The 19,799-nt window shown below is 68.0% G+C and carries 19 protein-coding genes; 6 read left to right on the top strand and 13 right to left on the bottom strand.

Features of this window, described 5'->3' with window-relative positions; all coding sequences use genetic code 11:
• Positions 1 to 41 precede the first annotated feature (41 nt).
• Positions 42 to 731, bottom strand: coding sequence for a YggS family pyridoxal phosphate-dependent enzyme (locus A2G96_RS19385; RefSeq protein WP_062801679.1), 690 nt, complete (start codon positions 729 to 731; stop codon positions 42 to 44).
• Positions 732 to 797: 66 nt separating this feature from the next.
• On the opposite strand from A2G96_RS19385, the gene A2G96_RS19380 reads away from it, so the two are divergent.
• Genes A2G96_RS19380 through A2G96_RS19370 form a run of 3 tightly spaced genes read left to right on the top strand, consistent with a single transcriptional unit; the run spans position 798 to position 3,573 of the window.
• A complete protein-coding gene (locus A2G96_RS19380; protein ID WP_025583874.1) occupies positions 798 to 1,841 on the top strand; it encodes a type IV pilus twitching motility protein PilT in 1,044 nt (347 codons plus the stop codon).
• A 43-nt stretch (positions 1,842 to 1,884) separates the two neighbouring features.
• Positions 1,885 to 3,024: a PilT/PilU family type 4a pilus ATPase gene (locus A2G96_RS19375; protein WP_062801678.1), complete on the top strand. Its 1,140-nt coding sequence runs from the start codon at positions 1,885 to 1,887 to the stop codon at positions 3,022 to 3,024.
• A gap of 54 nt (positions 3,025 to 3,078) precedes the next feature.
• Positions 3,079 to 3,573 carry a glutathione peroxidase gene (locus A2G96_RS19370; RefSeq protein WP_062801677.1) on the top strand — a complete coding sequence of 165 codons (495 nt, stop codon included), beginning with the start codon at positions 3,079 to 3,081 and terminating at the stop codon, positions 3,571 to 3,573.
• A gap of 14 nt (positions 3,574 to 3,587) precedes the next feature.
• Here A2G96_RS19370 and A2G96_RS19365 read toward each other — a convergent pair whose 3' ends face one another.
• The 11 genes from A2G96_RS19365 to A2G96_RS19315 all read right to left on the bottom strand — a co-directional run bounded on the left by A2G96_RS19365 (position 3,588) and on the right by A2G96_RS19315 (position 14,017).
• Positions 3,588 to 4,277, bottom strand: coding sequence for a helix-turn-helix transcriptional regulator (locus tag A2G96_RS19365; RefSeq protein ID WP_062801676.1), 690 nt, complete (start codon positions 4,275 to 4,277; stop codon positions 3,588 to 3,590).
• Positions 4,278 to 4,299: 22 nt separating this feature from the next.
• Positions 4,300 to 4,671, bottom strand: coding sequence for a VOC family protein (locus A2G96_RS19360; RefSeq protein WP_179949068.1), 372 nt, complete (start codon positions 4,669 to 4,671; stop codon positions 4,300 to 4,302).
• 99 nt (positions 4,672 to 4,770) lie between these two features.
• On the bottom strand, positions 4,771 to 5,496 hold the full coding sequence (locus A2G96_RS19355; protein ID WP_082819011.1) for an LrgB family protein: 726 nt from the start codon (positions 5,494 to 5,496) through the stop codon (positions 4,771 to 4,773).
• Positions 5,493 to 5,879 (bottom strand): CidA/LrgA family protein, encoded by a 387-nt coding sequence (locus A2G96_RS19350; RefSeq protein WP_062801674.1) that lies wholly within the window; start codon positions 5,877 to 5,879, stop codon positions 5,493 to 5,495. The genes A2G96_RS19355 and A2G96_RS19350 overlap by 4 nt, the downstream gene beginning before the upstream one ends.
• A gap of 85 nt (positions 5,880 to 5,964) precedes the next feature.
• A complete protein-coding gene (gene glcF / locus A2G96_RS19345) occupies positions 5,965 to 7,218 on the bottom strand; it encodes a glycolate oxidase subunit GlcF (protein ID WP_062801673.1) in 1,254 nt (417 codons plus the stop codon).
• 40 nt (positions 7,219 to 7,258) lie between these two features.
• Positions 7,259 to 8,362: a glycolate oxidase subunit GlcE gene (glcE, locus tag A2G96_RS19340; protein ID WP_062801672.1), complete on the bottom strand. Its 1,104-nt coding sequence runs from the start codon at positions 8,360 to 8,362 to the stop codon at positions 7,259 to 7,261.
• Between the two features lie 35 nt (positions 8,363 to 8,397).
• Entirely contained in the window at positions 8,398 to 9,327 is a 930-nt protein-coding gene (locus A2G96_RS19335; protein ID WP_062801671.1) for an ion transporter, read from the bottom strand.
• 8 nt (positions 9,328 to 9,335) lie between these two features.
• Positions 9,336 to 10,877 carry an FAD-linked oxidase C-terminal domain-containing protein gene (locus A2G96_RS19330; protein WP_062801670.1) on the bottom strand — a complete coding sequence of 514 codons (1,542 nt, stop codon included), beginning with the start codon at positions 10,875 to 10,877 and terminating at the stop codon, positions 9,336 to 9,338.
• A 256-nt stretch (positions 10,878 to 11,133) separates the two neighbouring features.
• Positions 11,134 to 11,661, bottom strand: a complete 528-nt coding sequence (locus A2G96_RS19325; RefSeq protein ID WP_082819059.1) for a GNAT family N-acetyltransferase — start codon at positions 11,659 to 11,661, stop codon at positions 11,134 to 11,136.
• 21 nt (positions 11,662 to 11,682) lie between these two features.
• On the bottom strand, positions 11,683 to 12,573 hold the full coding sequence (locus A2G96_RS19320; protein ID WP_062801668.1) for a LysR substrate-binding domain-containing protein: 891 nt from the start codon (positions 12,571 to 12,573) through the stop codon (positions 11,683 to 11,685).
• Between the two features lie 13 nt (positions 12,574 to 12,586).
• A complete protein-coding gene (locus A2G96_RS19315; protein ID WP_062801667.1) occupies positions 12,587 to 14,017 on the bottom strand; it encodes an FAD-binding oxidoreductase in 1,431 nt (476 codons plus the stop codon).
• A 303-nt stretch (positions 14,018 to 14,320) separates the two neighbouring features.
• Between A2G96_RS19315 and A2G96_RS19310 the strand changes: the two genes are divergently transcribed.
• The 3 genes from A2G96_RS19310 (at position 14,321) to dnaJ (ending at position 18,329) form a co-directional block, all read left to right on the top strand.
• Positions 14,321 to 14,881 (top strand): cob(I)yrinic acid a,c-diamide adenosyltransferase, encoded by a 561-nt coding sequence (locus tag A2G96_RS19310; RefSeq protein WP_062801666.1) that lies wholly within the window; start codon positions 14,321 to 14,323, stop codon positions 14,879 to 14,881.
• Between the two features lie 196 nt (positions 14,882 to 15,077).
• On the top strand, positions 15,078 to 17,024 hold the full coding sequence (gene dnaK, locus A2G96_RS19305; protein WP_062801665.1) for a molecular chaperone DnaK: 1,947 nt from the start codon (positions 15,078 to 15,080) through the stop codon (positions 17,022 to 17,024).
• Positions 17,025 to 17,195: 171 nt separating this feature from the next.
• Positions 17,196 to 18,329: a molecular chaperone DnaJ gene (dnaJ, locus tag A2G96_RS19300; protein WP_062801664.1), complete on the top strand. Its 1,134-nt coding sequence runs from the start codon at positions 17,196 to 17,198 to the stop codon at positions 18,327 to 18,329.
• A gap of 168 nt (positions 18,330 to 18,497) precedes the next feature.
• Here dnaJ and A2G96_RS19295 read toward each other — a convergent pair whose 3' ends face one another.
• Complete coding sequence (locus A2G96_RS19295; RefSeq protein WP_062801613.1) at positions 18,498 to 19,673, bottom strand: IS481 family transposase; 1,176 nt, start codon at positions 19,671 to 19,673, stop codon at positions 18,498 to 18,500.
• Positions 19,674 to 19,799 lie beyond the last annotated feature (126 nt).

The following is a 19,799-nucleotide window of genomic DNA, read 5'->3' as shown; positions in this document are numbered from 1 at the left end:
AGGTCTCTGGGGTCTGAAAGATTCCGGGCGGCGCGCGGACGTCAGCCGCGCGCGCCGAAGATGGCGGTGCCGATCCGCACCAGGGTCGCGCCCTCGCCGATGGCGGCCTCCATGTCGCCCGACATGCCCATCGACAGCGTGTCGAGCTGCAAGCCGTCGGCGCGCAGCGCCTGCAGCATGGCGCGCATGGCGGCGAACGGTCGGCGTTGCGCGGCGGGATCGTGTTCGGGTTCGGGGATCGCCATCAGCCCGCGCAGCCGCAGGTTGGGCAGCGCCGCGACCGCATGCGCCAGCGCAGGCACCTCGGCCGGGGCGACGCCGCTCTTGCTGGCTTCGCCGCTGATATTGACCTGGATGCAGACCTGCAGCGCCGGCATGCCGGCCGGGCGCTGCGCCGACAGCCGCTCGGCGATCCTGAGCCGGTCGATGGTGTGGACCCAGTCGAAATGTTCCGCCACCGGCCGCGTCTTGTTGCTTTGCAACGGGCCGATGAAATGCCATTGCAGGCGGTCGCGCAGGTCGGCCAGCGCGGCGATCTTGTCGATGCCTTCCTGGACGTAGTTCTCGCCGAATTCGAATTGTCCGGCGGCGTATGCGGCCCTTATGCGGTCGGGGGAAACGGTCTTGGAAACGGCCAGCAGGGCGATGTCCGCGGGTCGCCTGCCGGCCTGTTGTGCTGCCGCCGCAATGCCCTGGCGCACGGCTTGCAAGTTGGCGGCAATCACAGACATAATCCGGCGAACATATATAAAAGGTACCTCAAGTACCGATAACAAATCAGGGTGGGGTCATTATAGATGGACATCGCGCAGCTATTGGCTTTCGCCGTCAAGAACAAGGCGTCCGATCTTCATCTGTCCGCGGACATGCCGCCGATGGTGCGGATCCACGGCGACATGCGGCGCATCAACGTCGCCTCGATGACGCACAAGGATGTCCACGCCATGGTGTACGACATCATGAGCGACACCCAGCGCAAGGCTTACGAGGAACGCCTCGAAATCGATTTCTCGTTCGAGATCGCCGGCCTGTCGCGCTTCCGCGTCAATGCCTATAACACCCAGCGCGGCGCCGCCGCGGTGTTCCGTACCATTCCGTCCAAGGTGCTGACGCTGGAAGAGCTGCGCGCGCCGGCAGTGTTTGCCGACCTGTGCATGAAGCCGCGCGGGCTGGTGCTGGTGACCGGCCCGACCGGCTCGGGCAAGTCCACCACGCTGGCGGCGATGGTCGACCATCGCAATGAAAACGACATGGGCCACATCCTCACGGTGGAGGACCCGATCGAATTCGTGCACAGCTCCAAGAAGAGCCTGATCAACCAGCGCGAGCTGGGGCCGCATACGCATTCGTTTGCCAACGCGCTGCGCTCGGCGCTGCGCGAAGACCCCGACGTGATCCTGGTGGGCGAGCTGCGCGACCTGGAGACCATCCGCCTGGCGCTGACCGCGGCCGAGACCGGCCACCTGGTCTTCGGCACGCTGCACACCAGCTCGGCGGCCAAGACCATCGACCGCGTGGTCGACGTGTTTCCGCCCGAAGAAAAGGACATGGTGCGCACCATGCTGTCGGAATCGCTCGAGGCGGTGATCTCGCAGACGCTGCTGAAGACCCGCGACGGCAACGGCCGCACCGCCGCGCACGAGATCATGATCGCCACGCCCGCGATCCGCCACCTGATTCGCGAGAACAAGATCGCGCAGATGTACTCGATGATGCAGACCAGCAGCGGGCTGGGCATGCAGACGCTGGACCAGTGCCTGTCGGACCTGATCAAGCGCAGCGTCATCAGCTACAACGACGCGCGCGCGATTGCCAAGAACCCGGACGCGTTCATGGGCTGAGGCCCGGCTTGCGCCTTCGCCCTTCCTCCAGCAGGACACCGCCATGCTCGACCGCGAATCCGCCGCCAAGTACATCAACGACCTGTTGGAGCTGATGGTCAGCAACCGCGGCTCGGACCTGTTCATCACTTCGGACTTCCCGCCGGCGATCAAGGTCGACGGCAAGATCACGCCGGTGTCGCAGCAGCCGCTGAACCCGACCCAGGCGCTGGGGCTGGTGCGCTCGGTGATGAACGAGCGCCAGGTGCAGGACTTCGACACCAGCCGCGAGTGCAACTTCGCCATCAGCGCGCCCAAGGCCGGGCGCTTCCGCGTCTCGGCCTTTATTCAGCAGGGCAAGGCCGGCATGGTGGTGCGCACCATCAATACGCGCATCCCGTCGGTGGCCGACCTGGACCTGCCGCAGACGTTGCATGAGGTGGTGATGGCCAAGCGCGGGCTGGTGATCGTCACCGGTGCGACCGGCTCGGGCAAGTCGACCACGCTGGCGGCGATGCTGGACCACCGCAACGCGCATTCCTACGGCCACATCATCACCATCGAGGATCCGATCGAATACGTGCATGCGCACCAGAACTGCATCGTCACGCAGCGCGAGGTCGGCATCGATACCGAGTCGTGGCACGTGGCGCTGAAGAACACGCTGCGCCAGGCGCCCGACGTGATCCTGATCGGCGAGATCCGCGATCGCGAGACCATGGAGTACGCGATGCAGTACGCCGAGACCGGCCACCTGTGCCTGGCCACGCTGCACGCTAACAACGCCAACCAGGCGATCGACCGCGTGGTCAACTTCTTCCCCGAGGAAAAGCGCCAGCAGCTGCTGATCGACCTGTCGCTGAACCTGAAGGCGATGATTTCGCAGCGCCTGCTGCCGCGCGCCGGCCGCAAGGGCCGGGTGCCGGCGGTGGAGATCATGATCGGCACGCCGCTGGTGGCCGACCTGATCTTCAAGGGCGAGATCCACGAGCTCAAGGAGGTCATCAAGAAGTCGCGCGAGCAAGGCATGATCTCGTTCGACCAGGCGCTGTTCGACCTGTACGAGCAGGGCAAGATCACCTACGAAGACGCACTGCGCAATGCCGACTCGCTCAACGACCTGCGCCTGATGATCAAGCTGCACAGCACGCATGCCAGGGACTCGGACCTGGGTGCCGGCACCGAGCATCTCAACGTCATCTGAGGGCTGCACATTGCTTCTCACGGCGGTATGCTTGGCTATCTACAGGAGTCTGCCATGAGCAATGTCTACCAGTTCGAAGCCAACTCGCTCGCCGGCCAGCCGGTGCCGCTGTCGCAGTTCCAGGGCAAGGTGATGCTGGTGGTCAATACCGCCAGCGAATGCGGCTTTACCCCGCAGTACGAGGGCCTGCAGAAGCTCTATGACGAGTACCACGGGCGCGGCCTGGAGGTGCTGGGCTTTCCGTGCAACCAGTTCGGCAAGCAGGAACCGGGCGATGCGCAGCAGATCGGCCAGTTCTGCGAGACGCGTTTCGCGGTGCGCTTCCCGATGTTCGCCAAGATCGACGTCAACGGCCCCAACGCCCATCCGCTGTACCGGTGGCTGACCACCGAAAAGCGTGGCGTGCTCGGTACCCAGGGCATCAAGTGGAATTTCACCAAGTTCCTGCTGCGCCGCGACGGCACCGTGTTCAAGCGCTATGCGCCGACCACCAAGCCGGAAGAGCTGCGCACCGATATCGAGCGGCTGCTGTCCGACCCGGCGGCCTGAACTCGGCCTGAGCCTCAGCTGCTGCTCGCGCGCACCGCGCGCAGGAAACCGTTGAGCGAACGCTCCGGGGTCTCGTGGAAGTGGTCGTCGAGCATGCGGATGGCGCGGCAGCGGTCGAGCCGGAAGCTGCGGTAGTCCTCGCGCGTGGTGCACCACGTCGCCAGCAGCCAGGCATTGCCCCAGAAGAACAGCCCCAGCGGCATCACCACGCGTTCGGTGATGCGCTGCTGCACGTCGCAGTAGTCGAGCTGCAGCAGCTTGTGCGCGCCCAGCGCGCCGTGCACCACGTCGAAGGCCTCGCGCACATGCGCCTGGTTGACGTACTCGGGCGCGAACACACGGCTTTGCTGCGCCGCCAGCCGGCGCGGCGGCGGCAGTGCCGCCATCAGCTTTTCAAGCGCGGGATCGGCCGCGGCGGCGAGCGCGCCGCCGCCCCAGGCCTTCAGCAGCCGCAGGCCGGCGACCAGCGCTTCCACTTCGATGGCGGTGAACATCAGCGGCGGGACGTCGAAGTCGGCGCGCAGCCGGTAGCCGATGCCGGCCTCGCCCTCGACCGGCACGCCCGACAGCGACAGCGCCTGGATATCACGGTAGACGGTGCGTTCCGAGACCCCGAGCCGCTGCGCCAGCAGCGCCGCCGTGGTCAGGCGGCGGCCGCGCAGCACCTGCACAATCTGGAACAGGCGGTCGGCGCGGCGGCTCATCGGTCGGCGTGGTCCAAGGCAGTCATCCGGCCACCGGTTCGTGCAGGCCGATGCGGTTGCCTTCGCTGTCGGTGATATGCGCGATGCGGCCGATCTCGCCCGGCAGGCGCAGCGGCCCGAACACGGTCTTGCCGCCGGCGCGCGCCGCGCGCGCCAGCAGCGCGTCGAGTTCCGGCGCGTGCAGGTACGGCACCGTGCCGTAGTAGTTGCTGGGCCGGTAGCCTTCGCCGGCGACCAGCGCGCCGCCGGGATCGGGATGCGGGAACACCGCCATGTCGACCTGGCTCATGGTTTCGCGGCGCAGCCGGATATCGAAGACCTGCTCGTAGAAGCCGATGGCGCGGGGCATGTCGACGACGGGGATTTCCAGCCAGTTGATCAGACGTTGGCTCATGATGGGCTCCTGGGTTCCATAGGTAAGGGAGTGAGGAGCTCGCATCATGCGCGGGGGCTGCTGACAGCGTGCTGTCAGGAGGATGTCAGGGAAGGGAGGTCAGTGCGGCATCCACGCCGCCATCACCGGTACCAGGATCGCGGTCAGCACGCCGTTCAGGCCCATGCCGAGCGCGGCGAAGGCGCCGGCCTCCTGGTTGACCTGGAACGCGCGCGCGGTGCCGATGCCGTGCGCCGCCACGCCGGTGGCAAAGCCGCGCACGCTGTAGTCGCGGATGCGCAGCAGGTTCAGCAGCATGGTCGCGCTGACCGCGCCGATGATGCCGGTGCCCATCACCAGCACCGCCGTCAGCGACGGCAGGCCGCCGATCTTCTCGGCCACGCCCATGGCGATCGGGATCGTCACCGACTTGGGCGCCAGCGAGCGCACCGTTTCCGGCGAGGCGCCGAGCAGCCACGCAATGCCCACCGCCGACACCACCGCCACCACCGACCCCGCCACCAGTCCCGCCAGCAGCGGGAACACATGGGTGCGCAGCTTGGGCAGCTGCAGGTACAGCGGCACCGCCAGCGCCACCGTTGCCGGCCCCAGCAAAAAGTGCACGAACTGCGCGCCGTCGAAGTAGGTCTTGTAGGGCGTGCCGGTGACGGTCAGCACCGTGACCAGCAGCGCCACCGCGATCATCACCGGGTTGGCCAGCGGCGAGAAGCGCGATTTCTCGTAGATGCGGAAGGCGAACACATAGGCCAGCAGCGTCGCGGTCAGGCCCACCAGCGGGCTGGCGGCCAGGTAGACCCAGATCTCGTTCAGGCGCGGCGTCATCATGCCTGTTCTCCCTTGGCGTCGGCCGGCGGCGCGTCGGGCGTGCCGGAACGCTTGCGCATCAGCATGCGCGTGACCACCGCGGTGGTGGCGATGGCCAGCCAGGTGGACACCACCAGCGCGACCAGGATCGGCATCCACTCGCCCTCGATGCGGTTGGCGTGGACCATGATGCCGACGCCGGCGGGCACGAACAGCAGCGACAGGTGCTTGAGCAGTTCGGTGGTGGTGCCCTGGATCACGGGCAGCAGCCGGTCGTCGAAGACGAGCCAGCCGAACAGCAGGATCATGCCGAGCACGGGGCCGGGCACGGGCAGGGTCAGCGCGTAGCTGATCACCTCGCCGACGGACTGGAAAACCAACAGGATGGCAAAGGTCTGGAGCATGGGGGCGTGGTTGGTTGGCTCTTCCGCCCCTCTCCCGCAAGCGGGAGAGGGGAGACAACCACAGGGCCTTGCTCCGGTCGGGGGCTTATCCCAGCATCCGGTCGACCAGTTCGATCCAGTGCATGACCGGCGTATCGGTGCCGCCCTGCAGGTGCGAGATGCAGCCGATATTGGCCGAGACGATGGCTTCGGGCTGCGTCGCCTGCAGTTTGGCGAGCTTGTCGTCGCGCAGGCGCTGCGACAGTTCCGGCTGCAGCACCGAGTAAGTGCCCGCCGAGCCGCAGCACAGGTGGCTGTCAGCGCAGAGTTTGACTTCCACGCCGAGGCCGGTCAAGAGCGCTTCGACTTTGCCGCGGATCTGCTGGCCGTGCTGCAGCGTGCACGGCGGGTGGTAGGCCACGCGCCGGCCGTCGCGCGGCACCGCGCCGGCGGCGGCGTGCAGGTCGTCGGCGAAGTCCGGCAGGACCTCGGACAGGTCGCGCGTCAGCGCCGAGATGCGGCGCGCGCGCTCGGCATAGGCGGGATCGTTGCGCAGCAGGTGGCCGTAGTCCTTGACCATCGCGCCGCAGCCTGACGCGGTCATCACGATGGCTTCGGCGCCGGCCTCGACATGCGGCCACCAGGCGTCGATATTGCGGCGCATATTGTCGAGGCCGCCATCGTGGTCGCCGGTGTGGAAGCGGATTGCGCCGCAGCAGCCGGCCTCGCGCGCCACCACCAGTTGTACGCCGACACGGTCGAACACGCGCGCGGTGGCGGCATTGATGTTGGGCGACATCGCCGGCTGCACGCAACCGTCGAGCAACAGCATCTTGCGCGCATGGGTGTTGCGCGGCCACGCGCCCGGCGCGGCGCTGGCCGACAGCGGCGGCACCTTGGCGCGCAGCGTGCCCGGCAGCAGCGGGCGCACCATCTGGCCCAGGCGCAGCGCCGTGCCGAACAATGCCGGGCGCGTCAGCCCCTCGCGCAGCACCCAGCGCGCGATGCGCTGGCTGGCGGGACGCCGCACGCCTTCGGCCTCGAGCTTGTCGTCGACCAGCTGCCGGCCGATGTCGACCAGCCGTCCGTAGCGCACGCCGGAGGGGCAGGTCGATTCGCAGTTGCGGCAGGTCAGGCAGCGGTCCAGGTGCAGGCGCGTGCTTTCGGTAATGGCATGGCCTTCGAGCACCTGCTTCATCAGGTAGATGCGACCGCGCGGCCCGTCCAGTTCATCGCCGAGCAGCTGGTAGGTCGGGCAGGTGGCGGTGCAGAAGCCGCAATGCACGCATTTGCCGACGATGGATTTGGCTTCCTCGCCTTCGGGCGTGTCGCGGAGAAAATCGGCCAGGGTCGTTTGCATGATGTGGGGTGTAGTGCCTGGAGTGTCTTGGCCCGCGGGTTCAGAGCCCGGGGTACATGCGCTGCGGGTTGAAGATGCCGGCGGGGTCGAAGGTCTCCTTCAGGCGGCGGTGGATCGCGGCCAGCGGGGATGCCAGCGGCGTGAACACGCCCATCGACTTGTCGCCATGGCGAAACAGCGTGGCATGGCCGCCGGCAGCCTGGGCCACCGCGCGCACGCTTTCGGCGTCGGCCCTGGCCGAGCCCTCTTCGGGCAGCCACCAGCGCTGGCCGCCGCCCCATTCGACCAGCTGTTCGCCCGGCAGCGCCAGCGGCGCGGCCACGGTGGGAACCGCCAGCCGCCACAGCGCGCGGCCGGCGTGCGCCGGGGCAAAGAACGGATGGGTCTGCTCGCGCAGCGCTTGCCACAGCGCGGCAGCCGACTCCGGGTCCAGCCGTTCGCCGCCGAGCCGGGCGCAGGCAGCACGCACCGCGGCGCCGGCGCCGGACAGGCGCACGTGCAGCACGCCCGCATGCCACACCGAAGATGCCAGCGGCAGCGGCTGCCCGCCCCACTGGTTCAGTTGCCGGATGGCTTCGTCCTGCGCCATCTCGAAGCGCAGCGTGGCCTCGTCGAACGGCGCCGGCAGCACCTTGACCGAGACCTGCAGGATCAGCCCGAGCGTGCCGAGCGAGCCCGCCAGCAGCCGCGACACGTCATAGCCCGCGACGTTCTTCATCACCTGGCCGCCGAAGTCCATCACCTCGCCGCGGCCGTCCATCAGCTGCGCGCCCAGCACGAAGTCGCGCAGCGCGCCCACCGACTGCCGGCGCGGGCCCGACAACCCGGCGGCGACGGCACCGCCCAGCGTCGCCACGCTGGGCTGGCCGGGCAGTGCGAAGTGGGGCGGCTCGAATGCCAGGATCTGGCGCTTTTCCGCCAGCGCGGCTTCGATCTCGGCCAGCGGCGTGCCGCAGCGCGCGGTGATGACCAGCTCGGCCGGGTCGTAGTCGACGATGCCGGTGTAGGCGCGCGTGTCCAGCAACTGGCCTTGCGGCGGCTGGCCGTAGAAGTCCTTGCTGCCGCCGCCGCGCAGCCGCAGCGCGGTGCGGGTCTCGGTGGCTTGCCTGACGGCGTCGCGGAAGGCGTCGAGGGTGGCTTGCATAGTCATGCGAGATGGGGATGAGTTTCTGGCCAGGCTCAGGGACCGGGCGAGCCGTCGCGGCCGCCCGGGACTTCGGGCCGGTCGTTCTGATAGGCCGGCAGCGAGCTGCCGCAGTGCTTGCAATACTGCGCGTCGGGCTCGTGCCCCTCGGTCAGGCAATGGGTGCAGGTGCGCGTGGTCAGCGGCCGCTTCATGATGCTGGCGGCCAGCTCGGCGCCGACGATGCCGGTGGGAAAGGCGATGATGCCGTAGCCCAGCAGGATCGTCAGCGAGGTAATGAACTGCCCCAGCGCCGTCTTCGGCACCATGTCGCCGAAGCCGGTGGTGGTCAGCGTCACCACCGCCCAGTACATGCTGACCGGGATGCTGTGGAAGCCGTGCTCCGGGCCCTCGACCACGTACATCACGGTGCCGAGGATCACGGTGATGATGAACACCGCGGCCAGGAACACGAAGATCTTGCGCCGGCTGTTGACCAGCGCGCGGTACAGGATCTCGGCTTCCTCGAAGTACACGGTCAGCTTCAGGATCCGGAATACGCGCAGCAGCCGCAGCAGCCGCACGTCGATCAGGAAATGCAGTTCCGGCACGAAGAACGCCAGCCAGGTCGGCATGATCGAGATGAAGTCGATCACGCCGTAGAAGCTCAGCGCATAGCGCCACGGCCGCCGCACCACCAGCAGGCGCATGGCGTACTCGGCCGTGAACAGCAGCGTGAACATCCATTCCAGCGCCGTGAAGACCCCGCCCAGGCGCTGGTTCACCGCGGGCAGGCTGTCGAGCATCACGATCATCACGCTGGTGATGATGGCGAGCAGCAGCGCGACATCGAAGATGCGCCCTTCGCGCGTATCGGCCTCGAAGATGATGGTGTACCAGCGCTGGCGCCAGCCGGCCTCGGGCTGGCCCAGGCGCTGGCGCACCACGGCTTCCTGGTGCTGGCGCCGGCGTGGATTCTCTCGCATGGCGGGGCTCAGAAGCGCGGCAGCTCGGGATGCGGCAGCAGGCCCTTCTTCACGTGCATCTTGCCGTACTCGGCGCAGCGCGCCAGCGTCGGGATGGCCTTGTCGGGGTTGAGCAGCCGCGCCGGGTCGAAAGCGGCCTTGACGCCGAAGAAGGCGTCGCGCTCGGCGGTCGAGAACTGCACGCACATGGAGTTGAGCTTTTCCACGCCGACGCCGTGCTCGCCGGTGACGGTGCCGCCCAGCTCGACGCAGGTTTCCAGGATGTCGGCGCCGAACAGCTCGGCGCGGTGCCATTCGTCCTGGTCGCCGCCGTCGAACAGCACCAGCGGATGCATGTTGCCGTCGCCGGCATGGAACACGTTGATGCAGCGCAGGCCGTACTTCACTTCCATCGCCTCGATGCGCTTGAGCAGCGTGCCGATGTGCTTGCGCGGGATGGTGCCGTCCATGCAGTAATAGTCGGGCGAGATCCGCCCCGCCGCCGGGAAGGCGTTCTTGCGGCCGCTCCAGAAGCGCAGCCGTTCGGCCTCGTTCTGCGAGACCACGATGCGGGTGCAGCCCGATGCCGTCAGCACCGCGCTCATGCGCTCGATTTCCTCGGCCACTTCCTCGGGCGTGCCGTCGGACTCGCATAGCAGGATCGCGGCGGCATCGAGGTCATAGCCCGCGTGCACGAACTGCTCGACCGCGGCGGTGGCGGGCTTGTCCATCATTTCCAGCCCGGCCGGGATGATGCCCGCGGCGATCACGTCGGCGACCGCGTTGCCGCCTTTCTCGACATCGTCGAAGCAGGCCATGATCACCTGCGCCAGCTGCGGCTTGGGGATCAGGCGCACGGTGACCTCGGTGACCACCGCCAGCATGCCCTCGGAGCCGATCAGCACGGCCAGCAGGTCCAGCCCGGGCGCGTCCGGGGCCTCGGAGCCGAACACCACCACCTCGCCCGACATCGTCACCGCGCGCACGCGCAGCACGTTGTGCACGGTCAGGCCGTACTTCAGGCAGTGCACGCCGCCGGAATTCTCGCTGACATTGCCGCCGATGGTGCAGGCGATCTGCGACGACGGGTCGGGCGCGTAGTACAGGTTGTGCGGCGCGGCGGCGTCCGAGATCGCCAGGTTGCGCACACCCGGCTGGACCACCGCGGTGCGTGAGTACGGGTCGACCGACAGGATGCGCTTGAACTTGGCCAGCGACAGCACCAGGCCCTCGGCGATCGGCATGGCGCCGCCCGACAGGCTGGTGCCGGCGCCGCGCGGCACCACCGGCACGCCCAGCTGGTGGCACAGCCGCAGGATCGCGCAGACCTGCTCCTCGGTGTCGGGCAGGGCCACCGCCATCGGCACCTGGCGGTAAGCGGCCAGGCCGTCGCACTCATAGGGCACGGTGTCTTCCGGCTTCCACAGCACAGCGGCGTCGGGCAGGATCTGCGCCAGGCCGGCCAGCAGCGCGTCGCGGCGGCCGTCGGCGGCCGTGGCCGTGGCCGCGGCCGTTGCCGAACTGTCGGCGGCGCCGGGAGCGAGGGTTTGGGCTTCGTGCGGGGCATTCATCAACGACTCCTGTGGGGTCTCCTGAACGGCGGCCTGTGGTGATCGTGTGCGGGCCTGCCGGCCGCGGCGGTGCAGGGCCAGCCGCGGGGGACGGGTGACTATAGCGCAGGCCACCTGGCGCGGGCACCACGCCGGACGTGAATTCGGCATGCCGGGCCGATCAAAAATGCTCATCATGCCCGGCGGGCACGGGCGCCGGTTTCAGCGTAGCACCGGCGGCGCGCCAGCGGTAAAGCGGGACAGGCGGGGGCTGCCTTCAGAGATCCGGCCGCGCCGGGGCGGCCGGCAGCCGCAGCACCATGTCGAGCTTGTCGTAGAAGTGCGGCGCGACATACAGCGCGTCGGGCTCGAGCCCGAAACGCTCGAAGCCGAGCGACTCGTAGAGACGCACCGCGCCCGCGCTGCCGGCATTGACGCACAGGATCACCTGGCGCACGCCCTCCATGGCGACGGCCTGCTCCAGCGCGCGCTCCATCAGCGCGCGGCCGAGCTTCTTGTCGCGCCAGCCCGGCGCCACGTACATGCCGAAGATCGACGCCTTGTGCCAGTGCTTGCGGCGCGGCTCGCGCATGATGCCGACCGCGCCGGCCAGCGCGCCGCCGTCGAAGGCGCCGAACACAGCCTTGTCGGCGCTCGGCGCGAGCCGCTGCGCCACCGCCTCGGGCTGCAGGTCCTGTTCTTCTTCCAGGCTGGCGGCAAAGGCTTCCGGCGCCTCGGCCAGGCCCTGCAGGCGCAGCGCGTGGAAGGCCTCTGCATCGGCGGGTGTCAGCAGCCGGATCTCCAGATTCTGCATACGGGCGGTCTCCTACCAGTCCAGGCTCAGCAGCCAGTCGACGAAATAGCGCGCCTCGGGCTTGAGCGGCGCCTGTTCGCGCTCGACGATGTAGTAGCCGTGCGGCGATACCGATTCCACATCGAGCAGCCGCACCATCTGTCCCAGCGACAGCCAGTGCCGCGCCATGCGCTGGCGCACCAGCGCCACCCCCTGGTTGGAGGCGATCGCTTCCAGCATCAGCCCGATGTCGTTGAACTGCGGGCCGGTCTGCGGCTCGGGCCAGTCCAGCCCGGCGGTCTCGAACCACGGCTTCCACGGCTCCAGCGGGCTGCGCAGCAGCACCAGGCCGTGCAGGTGCTCGGGCCGCGTGATGGCGCGGCCGTTGACGCGCTCGTAGTATTCGCGCCCGCACGCCGGGAACACCGGCTCGACCAGCAGCCTGGTGGTCTTCAGGTCGGGGTAGCGGCCGGTGCCGTAGCGGATCTCGACATCGGTGTCCTCGGCCTTGACGTCGAGGAACGGGATCGCCAGGTGCAGCTCGAGGTCGATATGCGGATAGAGCGCGCCGAACTCCGGCAGCCGCGGCACCAGGTGCTGGCGCCCGAAGGTGGGCGGGATCGCCACGCGCAGGCGCGTGCGCATCTTGTTGTACTCGGGCCGCGCCAGCTCGTTGAGCGACTTGAGCGCGTCCTGCACGTTGCGCAGGTAGCGCGTGCCGGCCGCGGTCAGGCGCAGCGCGGCGTTGGCGCGCACGAACAGGTCTTCGCCCCACAGCTCCTCGAGGTTCTTGATCCGGTGCGAGACCGCGCTGGGCGTCACCGACAGCTCCTCGGCCGCGCGCGCGAAGCTGCCCAGGCGCGCCGCGGCCTCGAACGCGATCAGCAGGTGCAGCGGCGGCACGCGGTTGAACATGGAGGCCATCCGGTTGCGAGCTTTACTGCGCGGCGCCGCGCGTGGCGCTGAAGATCTTGCCCGGGTTCAGGATGTGGTTGGGGTCGAGCGCAGCCTTGATCGCGCGCATCAGGTCGAGCGCGTCCTCGCCGTGCTCCGCCACCAGGAAGCGCTGCTTGTGCAGGCCCACGCCGTGCTCGCCGGTGCAGGTGCCGCCCATCGCCAGCGCGCGTTCGACGATGCGCTGGTTGATGGCCTCGGCCTCGGCCATCTCCTCGGGTTTGTCGGGGTCGACCAGGATCGCCACGTGGAAGTTGCCGTCGCCGACATGGCCGACGATGGGGCAGGGCAGCGCCGACGCGTTCAGGTCCTTCTCGGTCTCGGTGACGCAGTCGGCCAGGCGCGAGATCGGCACGCACACGTCGGTGGTGACCGACTTGCAGCCCGGCTTGAGCTGCAGCATCGCAAAGTACGCGGTATGGCGCGCGTTCCACAGCCGGCTGCGGTCTTCCGGGCGCGTGGCCCACTCGAAGCCCTGGCCGCCGAAGTCGGCGGTGATCTGCTGCACGGTCTCGGCCTGCTCGCGCACGCCGGCCTCGGTGCCGTGGAATTCGAAGAACAGGTGCGGGGTCTCGGGCAGGGTCAGGTTGTCGTGGCGGTTGATGGCGCGGATCGCCAGCGCATCGACGAATTCCACGCGCGCCACCGGCACGCCCAGCTGGATGGTCTGGATCACCGCCTGCACCGCGCTGCCCATGCTGGGGAAGGCGCACACCGCGGCCGAGATCGCCTCGGGCTGCGGGTAGAGCCGCACCGTGACCTCGGTGATGATGCCGAGCGTGCCTTCGCTGCCGATAAAGAGCCGGGTCAGGTCATAACCGGCCGACGACTTGCGCGCCTGCGTGCCGGTGCGGATCACGCGGCCGTCGGCGGTCACCACCGTCAACGCCAGCACGTTCTCGCGCATGGTGCCGTAGCGCACCGCGTTGGTCCCCGACGCGCGCGTGGCGCACATGCCGCCCAGCGACGCGTCGGCGCCCGGGTCGATCGGGAAGAACAGGCCGGTGTCCTTGATCTCCTGGTTCAGCTGCTTGCGCGTGACGCCGGGCTGCACGGTCACGGTCAGGTCCTCGGGCTGCACCGCCAGCACCCGGTTCATCTGCGACAGGTCCAGGCTGATGCCGCCGGCCACCGCCAGCAGGTGGCCTTCCAGCGACGAGCCCGCGCCGTACGGGATCAGCGGCACGCCGTGCTGGTTGCACAGGCGCGCGACCTCGGCCACTTCCTCGGTGCTGTGGGCAAACACCACCGCATCCGGCAGCGCCGGCGGGAACGGCGATTCGTCGCGGCCATGGTGCTCGCGCACGCCGGCGGAGGTGGTAAAGCGCTCGCCGAAGCGTGCCGCGAGGGCGTCGGCGATGGCGGGCGGCAGCGGACGGCGGGCGAGGGAGGCGGACGGCGTGGGGTGGTTCATGCGGGGTCTCCGGCGGGTCGGTGCGGCCTCATGGACTTGCGAGGCCGCCGAAGGTGCCGGCGGCAGGCTGGGGCGCGACCCGGTTATCGAATGGACGAACAACTGGACGAACAACTGCATTCTACGCCGCGCGGCGGCTGGTGCACCTTCAGGTGGCGAGCGCGCGGCCGATAGCCGCACAAGCAGAATGGCCGTGCAAGCCGCAGCCGGCGGCTGCGCCCCGCATGGCTAATGGCTAAGTCAGCGGCTCTGGCGCGATAATGCGCCATTTCCCAACGACCAACCGCTGACAAGGAGACCGGCATGGGCAACCGCCTGTCGAAGATCGCCACCCGCACCGGCGACGCCGGCACCACCGGCCTGGGCGACGGCAGCCGCACCGGCAAGGACAGCCTGCGCATCGCCGCGATCGGCGACGTCGATGAACTGAACTGCCACGTCGGCGTGCTGCTGACCGAAGAGCTGCCCGCCGACCTGCGCGCCGCGCTGCTGCATATCCAGCACGACCTGTTCGACCTGGGTGGCGAGCTTTCCATCCCGGGCTACACGCTGCTCAAGCCCGAGCAGGTGGCGCAGCTCGACACCTGGCTGGCCGACTACAACGCCAACCTGCCGCGCCTGGCCGAGTTCATCCTGCCCGGCGGCAGCCGCGCCGCGGCGCAGGCGCATGTGTGCCGCACCGTGTGCCGGCGCGCCGAGCGCGCACTGGTGGCGCTGGGCGCGGCGGAGGCGCTGAACGAGGCGCCGCGCCAGTACCTGAACCGGCTCTCGGACCTGATGTTCGTGCTGGCGCGGGTGCTGAACCGGGCGGGCGGCGGCTCGGACGTGCTGTGGCAGCGCGACCGCGATGCCGCGAAGAAGTAATCCAGGGGCCACATAACACGGCTTGTCAGCACTGCCGGCTCAAGCCGGGGCCGCGGCTGCCGTTGAACGGGGGCAGAAACCGAGAAAATTACTCGGATTTGCCGGTTCTGCCCTTGAAAAGCCCCCGGGCGGCCACATTTCGGCCTCAGGTTGAATTGCAGCCGCGTGGATAGCGCTGGCTCAAGAGGAGAGAATAATGGGTAAGATCATCGGTATCGACCTCGGTACCACCAACAGCTGCGTCGCGATCCTGGAAGGCAACACGCCCAAGGTCATCGAGAATTCCGAGGGTGCCCGCACCACCCCGTCGATCATCGCCTACATGGAAGACGGCGAGATCCTGGTCGGCGCGCCGGCCAAGCGCCAGGCCGTGACCAACCCGCGTAACACGCTGTACGCGGTCAAGCGCCTGATCGGCCGCAAGTTCGAAGAGAAGGAAGTCCAGAAGGACATCGGCCTGATGCCGTACGCCATCGTCAAGGCCGACAACGGCGACGCATGGGTGTCGGTGCGCGACCAGAAGCTGGCGCCGCCGCAGGTCTCGGCCGAAGTGCTGCGCAAGATGAAGAAGACCGCCGAGGACTACCTCGGCGAGCCGGTGACCGAAGCCGTGATCACCGTGCCGGCCTACTTCAACGACTCGCAGCGCCAGGCCACCAAGGACGCCGGCCGCATCGCCGGCCTCGACGTCAAGCGCATCATCAACGAGCCGACCGCGGCCGCGCTGGCCTTCGGCCTGGACAAGAACGAGAAGGGCGACCGCAAGATCGCCGTGTATGACCTCGGCGGCGGCACCTTCGACATCTCGATCATCGAGATCGCGGACGTCGATGGCGAGAAGCAGTTCGAAGTGCTGTCGACCAACGGCGACACCTTCCTGGGCGGCGAAGACTTCGACCAGCGCATCATCGACTACATCATCGCCGAGTTCAAGAAGGACCAGGGCGTCGACCTGTCCAAGGACGTGCTCGCGCTGCAGCGCCTGAAGGAAGCCGCCGAAAAGGCCAAGATCGAGCTGTCGAGCTCGCAGCAGACTGAAATCAACCTGCCGTACATCACCGCCGATGCCTCGGGTCCGAAGCACCTGAACCTGAAGATGACCCGCGCCAAGCTGGAATCGCTGGTCGAGGAGCTGATCACCCGCACCATCGAGCCGTGCCGCACCGCGATCAAGGATGCGGGCGTCAAGGTCAGCGACATCGACGACGTGATCCTGGTCGGCGGCATGACCCGCATGCCCAAGGTGCAGGAACAGGTCAAGGAGTTCTTCGGCAAGGAAGCGCGCAAGGACGTGAACCCGGACGAAGCCGTGGCCGTCGGTGCCGCGATCCAGGGCTCGGTGCTGTCGGGCGACCGCAAGGACGTGCTGCTGCTGGACGTGACGCCGCTGTCGCTGGGCATCGAGACCCTGGGCGGCGTGATGACCAAGATGATCACCAAGAACACCACCATCCCGACCAAGCATGCGCAGGTGTTCTCGACCGCCGACGACAACCAGCCGGCGGTGACCATCAAGGTGTACCAGGGCGAGCGCGAGATGGCCACCGGCAACAAGCTGCTGGGCGAGTTCAACCTCGAGGGCATTCCGCCGGCACCGCGCGGCACGCCGCAGATCGAGGTCTCGTTCGACATCGACGCCAACGGCATCCTGCACGTGGGCGCCAAGGACAAGGCCAGCGGCAAGGAAAACCGGATCACCATCAAGGCCAACTCGGGCCTGTCGGAAGACGAGATCCAGCGCATGGTCAAGGATGCCGAGGCCAACGCCGAGGAAGACAAGAAGGCCCGCGAGCTGGCTGATGCCCGCAACCAGGCCGACGCGCTGATCCACTCGACCAGGAAGGCGCTGACCGAGTACGGCGACAAGCTGGACGCGGGCGAGAAGGAAAAGATCGAGGCCGCGATCAAGGAACTGGAAGACGCCGCACGCGGCGGCGACAAGACCGAGATCGACGCCAAGGTCAACGCGCTGTCCGAAGTCAGCCAGAAGCTGGGCGAGAAGGTCTACGCCGACATGCAGGCCAAGGCCGGCGAAGGCGCCGCGGCAGGTGCCGCGGGTGCCGCCGGCGGCCAGCAGCAGGCCCAGCCGCAGGACGACAACGTTGTGGACGCCGAATTCAAGGAAGTCAACGACAAGAAGTAATCGGGATACGCGGGCGGCGGTGCAGGCACTGGCCGGCGCCGCTCCCGTCCCGACGCCGGGCGACGGCCATCAGACCTGCGGGAAACCGCCGTCGGATGCCGCGCTCGGCTTTTTTGCTATTCGCCGGCCCGTGCCGCTTGCACCCGCCGGCCAATGAGGTAATGAGCCACCATGGCAAAACGTGACTATTACGAAGTGCTCGGGGTAGGCAAGAATGCGAGCGAAGACGAAGTCAAGAAGGCTTATCGCAAGCTCGCGATGAAATACCACCCGGACCGCAATCCGGACAGCAAGGAATCCGAGGAAAAATTCAAGGAGGCCAAGGAGGCCTACGAGATGCTTTCCGATCCGGAGAAGAAGGCCGCCTATGACCAGTACGGCCATGCCGGCGTGGACCCGAACATGGCGGGCGGCTTCGGCGGCGCGCAAGGCTACGGCGGCTTCGCCGAGGCCTTCGGCGACATTTTCGGCGACATCTTCGGCCAGGCCGGCGGCGGCCGGCGCGGCGGCGGCCCGCAGGCCTACCGCGGCGCCGACCTGCGCTACAGCATGGAGATCTCGCTGGAGCAGGCCGCGCACGGCCACGAGGCCCAGATCCGCGTGCCGCACTGGGACGACTGCGACCACTGCCACGGCAACGGCGCCGAGCCCGGCTCGAGCGTGGAAACCTGCCCCACCTGCCACGGCGCCGGCCAGGTGCGCGTGTCGCAGGGCTTCTTCACCATGCAGCAGACCTGCCCGAAGTGCCACGGCAGCGGCAAGTACATCCCCAAGCCCTGCACCAAGTGCCACGGCCAGGGCAAGCTGAAGTCGCAGAAGACGCTGGAAGTGAAGATCCCGGCCGGCATCGACGAAGGCATGCGCATCCGTTCGTCCGGCAACGGCGAGCCGGGCATCAACGGCGGCCCCCCGGGCGACCTGTACGTCGAAGTCCACATCAAGCCGCACGCGGTGTTCGAGCGCGACGGCGACGACCTGCACTGCCAGATGCCGATCTCGTTCGCCACCGCGGCACTGGGCGGCGACCTGGAAGTGCCGACGCTGAGCGGCAAGGCCACCTTCCCGGTGCCCGAGGCCACCCAGTCGGGCAAGACCTTCCGGCTGCGCGGCAAGGGCATCAAGGGCGTGCGCTCCGGCTACCCGGGCGACCTCTACGTGCATGTGAACGTCGAGACGCCGGTCAAGCTGACCGAGGCGCAGAAGGAAATGCTGCGCCAGTTCGACCGCTCGGTGCACGAGGGCGGCTCGCGCCACAGCCCGCAGGAAACCTCGTGGCTGGACAAGGTGAAGAGCTTCTTCAGCTGATCCGGCTTGGCAGTATGGAACCGGCCACGTGCGAGCGTGGCCGGTTTTTTGTTTTTGGCGCATGACGCCGGCGCACCGCGGGTTTGCTCCCCTCTCCCGCCTGCGGGATGTATAGACCGGGGACATGGTGGACGCATGTGCGAGGACATGGTGGACACATTGTAGACGTCAAGGGGTTACGTCCCTAGGTGATGCTTGTGGCCTGCACGCCGCTACGGCGTGCAGGCTAATTTCGCCGATTTCAAAGCGGCTGAACCATATGGCCAACACGCCGTCGCGCCGGGTCGGGCGTAGCGCGATCCACTGGCCGATGAACGCCTTGCCGATCTTGATGCGCCGGTTGCCAACCATGATCCGTGCGCTGCTGTCGACCTTGTAGACACGGTCGCCGCTCTGGTACTGCACCTCCGGCAGCGCCTCCGGGTAGGCCACGTTGCTCACGCGATAGCGTTGGGCCGGCACCTGCATTCCCAGGGCCTGATGGGGTCGCTCGTGGTTGTACACGTACCGATATCGATCGAAGACCTGCTGCGCCTCGGTGTTGTCCACGAAGCGGCGGTGCTGCAGGACTTCGGCCTTCAGGGTGCGGTGGAACCGCTCGTCCTTGCCCTGTGTTTGTGGGTGATAGGGCCGTGAATGGCTGACCCGGATCCCTAGTTGCATTAACCAGACCGTCAGCCTGGTGTAGCCCAGCCCCTCTTCGTCGCCGCCTCCCCATGGAGGGCCGTTATCCATGGTGATGCGCCGGGGCAGGCCGTAGCGGCGGAAGGCCCCGATCAGCTGCTGCTGCACCGTCTGGCGGCGCTGGTCCGCGCAGGCTGCCAGGCACAGGTTGAAGCGGGAATGGTCGTCGATCAGCGTGAGCGGAAAGCAGACGCCCTGCTCATTGGGCACCTGACCCTTGAAGTCCATCTGCAGCAGCTCGTTGGGTTCGTCGTGCTCGAACCGCCGCCAGGGGGTGGCCTGGGCGCTGGCCTGCGGATCGATCAGACCATGTCGATGCAGGATCGAGGTCACCGTGCTGGGCGCAGGCACCTCGGCGTGGCCCAGGTCGGACAGCCTGCGGCTGATCTTGCGCCCACCCCAGGTCGGGTGTTCGCGGCGCAGCATCAGCACCAGTTCCTCCAGGAAATCAGCGGTGCGCTCGGGGCTGTGGTGCGGCCGCCTGGGCCGGTCGGCCAAGCCCGCGGCGCCTTCCTGCCGATGCCGGGCCAGCCACTTATAAGCGGTTTGCGGACTGATCGAGAACCGTCGGCACAGCTCCCGACGGTTGCATCCCGGCTGGGAAGCCAGGGCAATGAACTCCAGGCGAAGGCTCATGGTGTCTCGGGCGCTCCACGGCATGGTTCGTTCTCCCGGGCAGATATCTGCCCGGGAGTGTCAACCATGTCCTCGCACACCTGTCACCTATGTCCCCGGTCCATACAGCGGGAGAGGGGCCGGGGGTGAGGGCCGGCGCGTCCATCGCCG

Origin of the sequence: Cupriavidus nantongensis, assembly GCF_001598055.1 — a bacterium.
GTDB classification, from domain to species: domain Bacteria; phylum Pseudomonadota; class Gammaproteobacteria; order Burkholderiales; family Burkholderiaceae; genus Cupriavidus; species Cupriavidus nantongensis.
The sequence above is the reverse complement of the archived record's forward strand: the minus strand, read 5'-3'. Positions and strand labels throughout refer to the sequence as shown.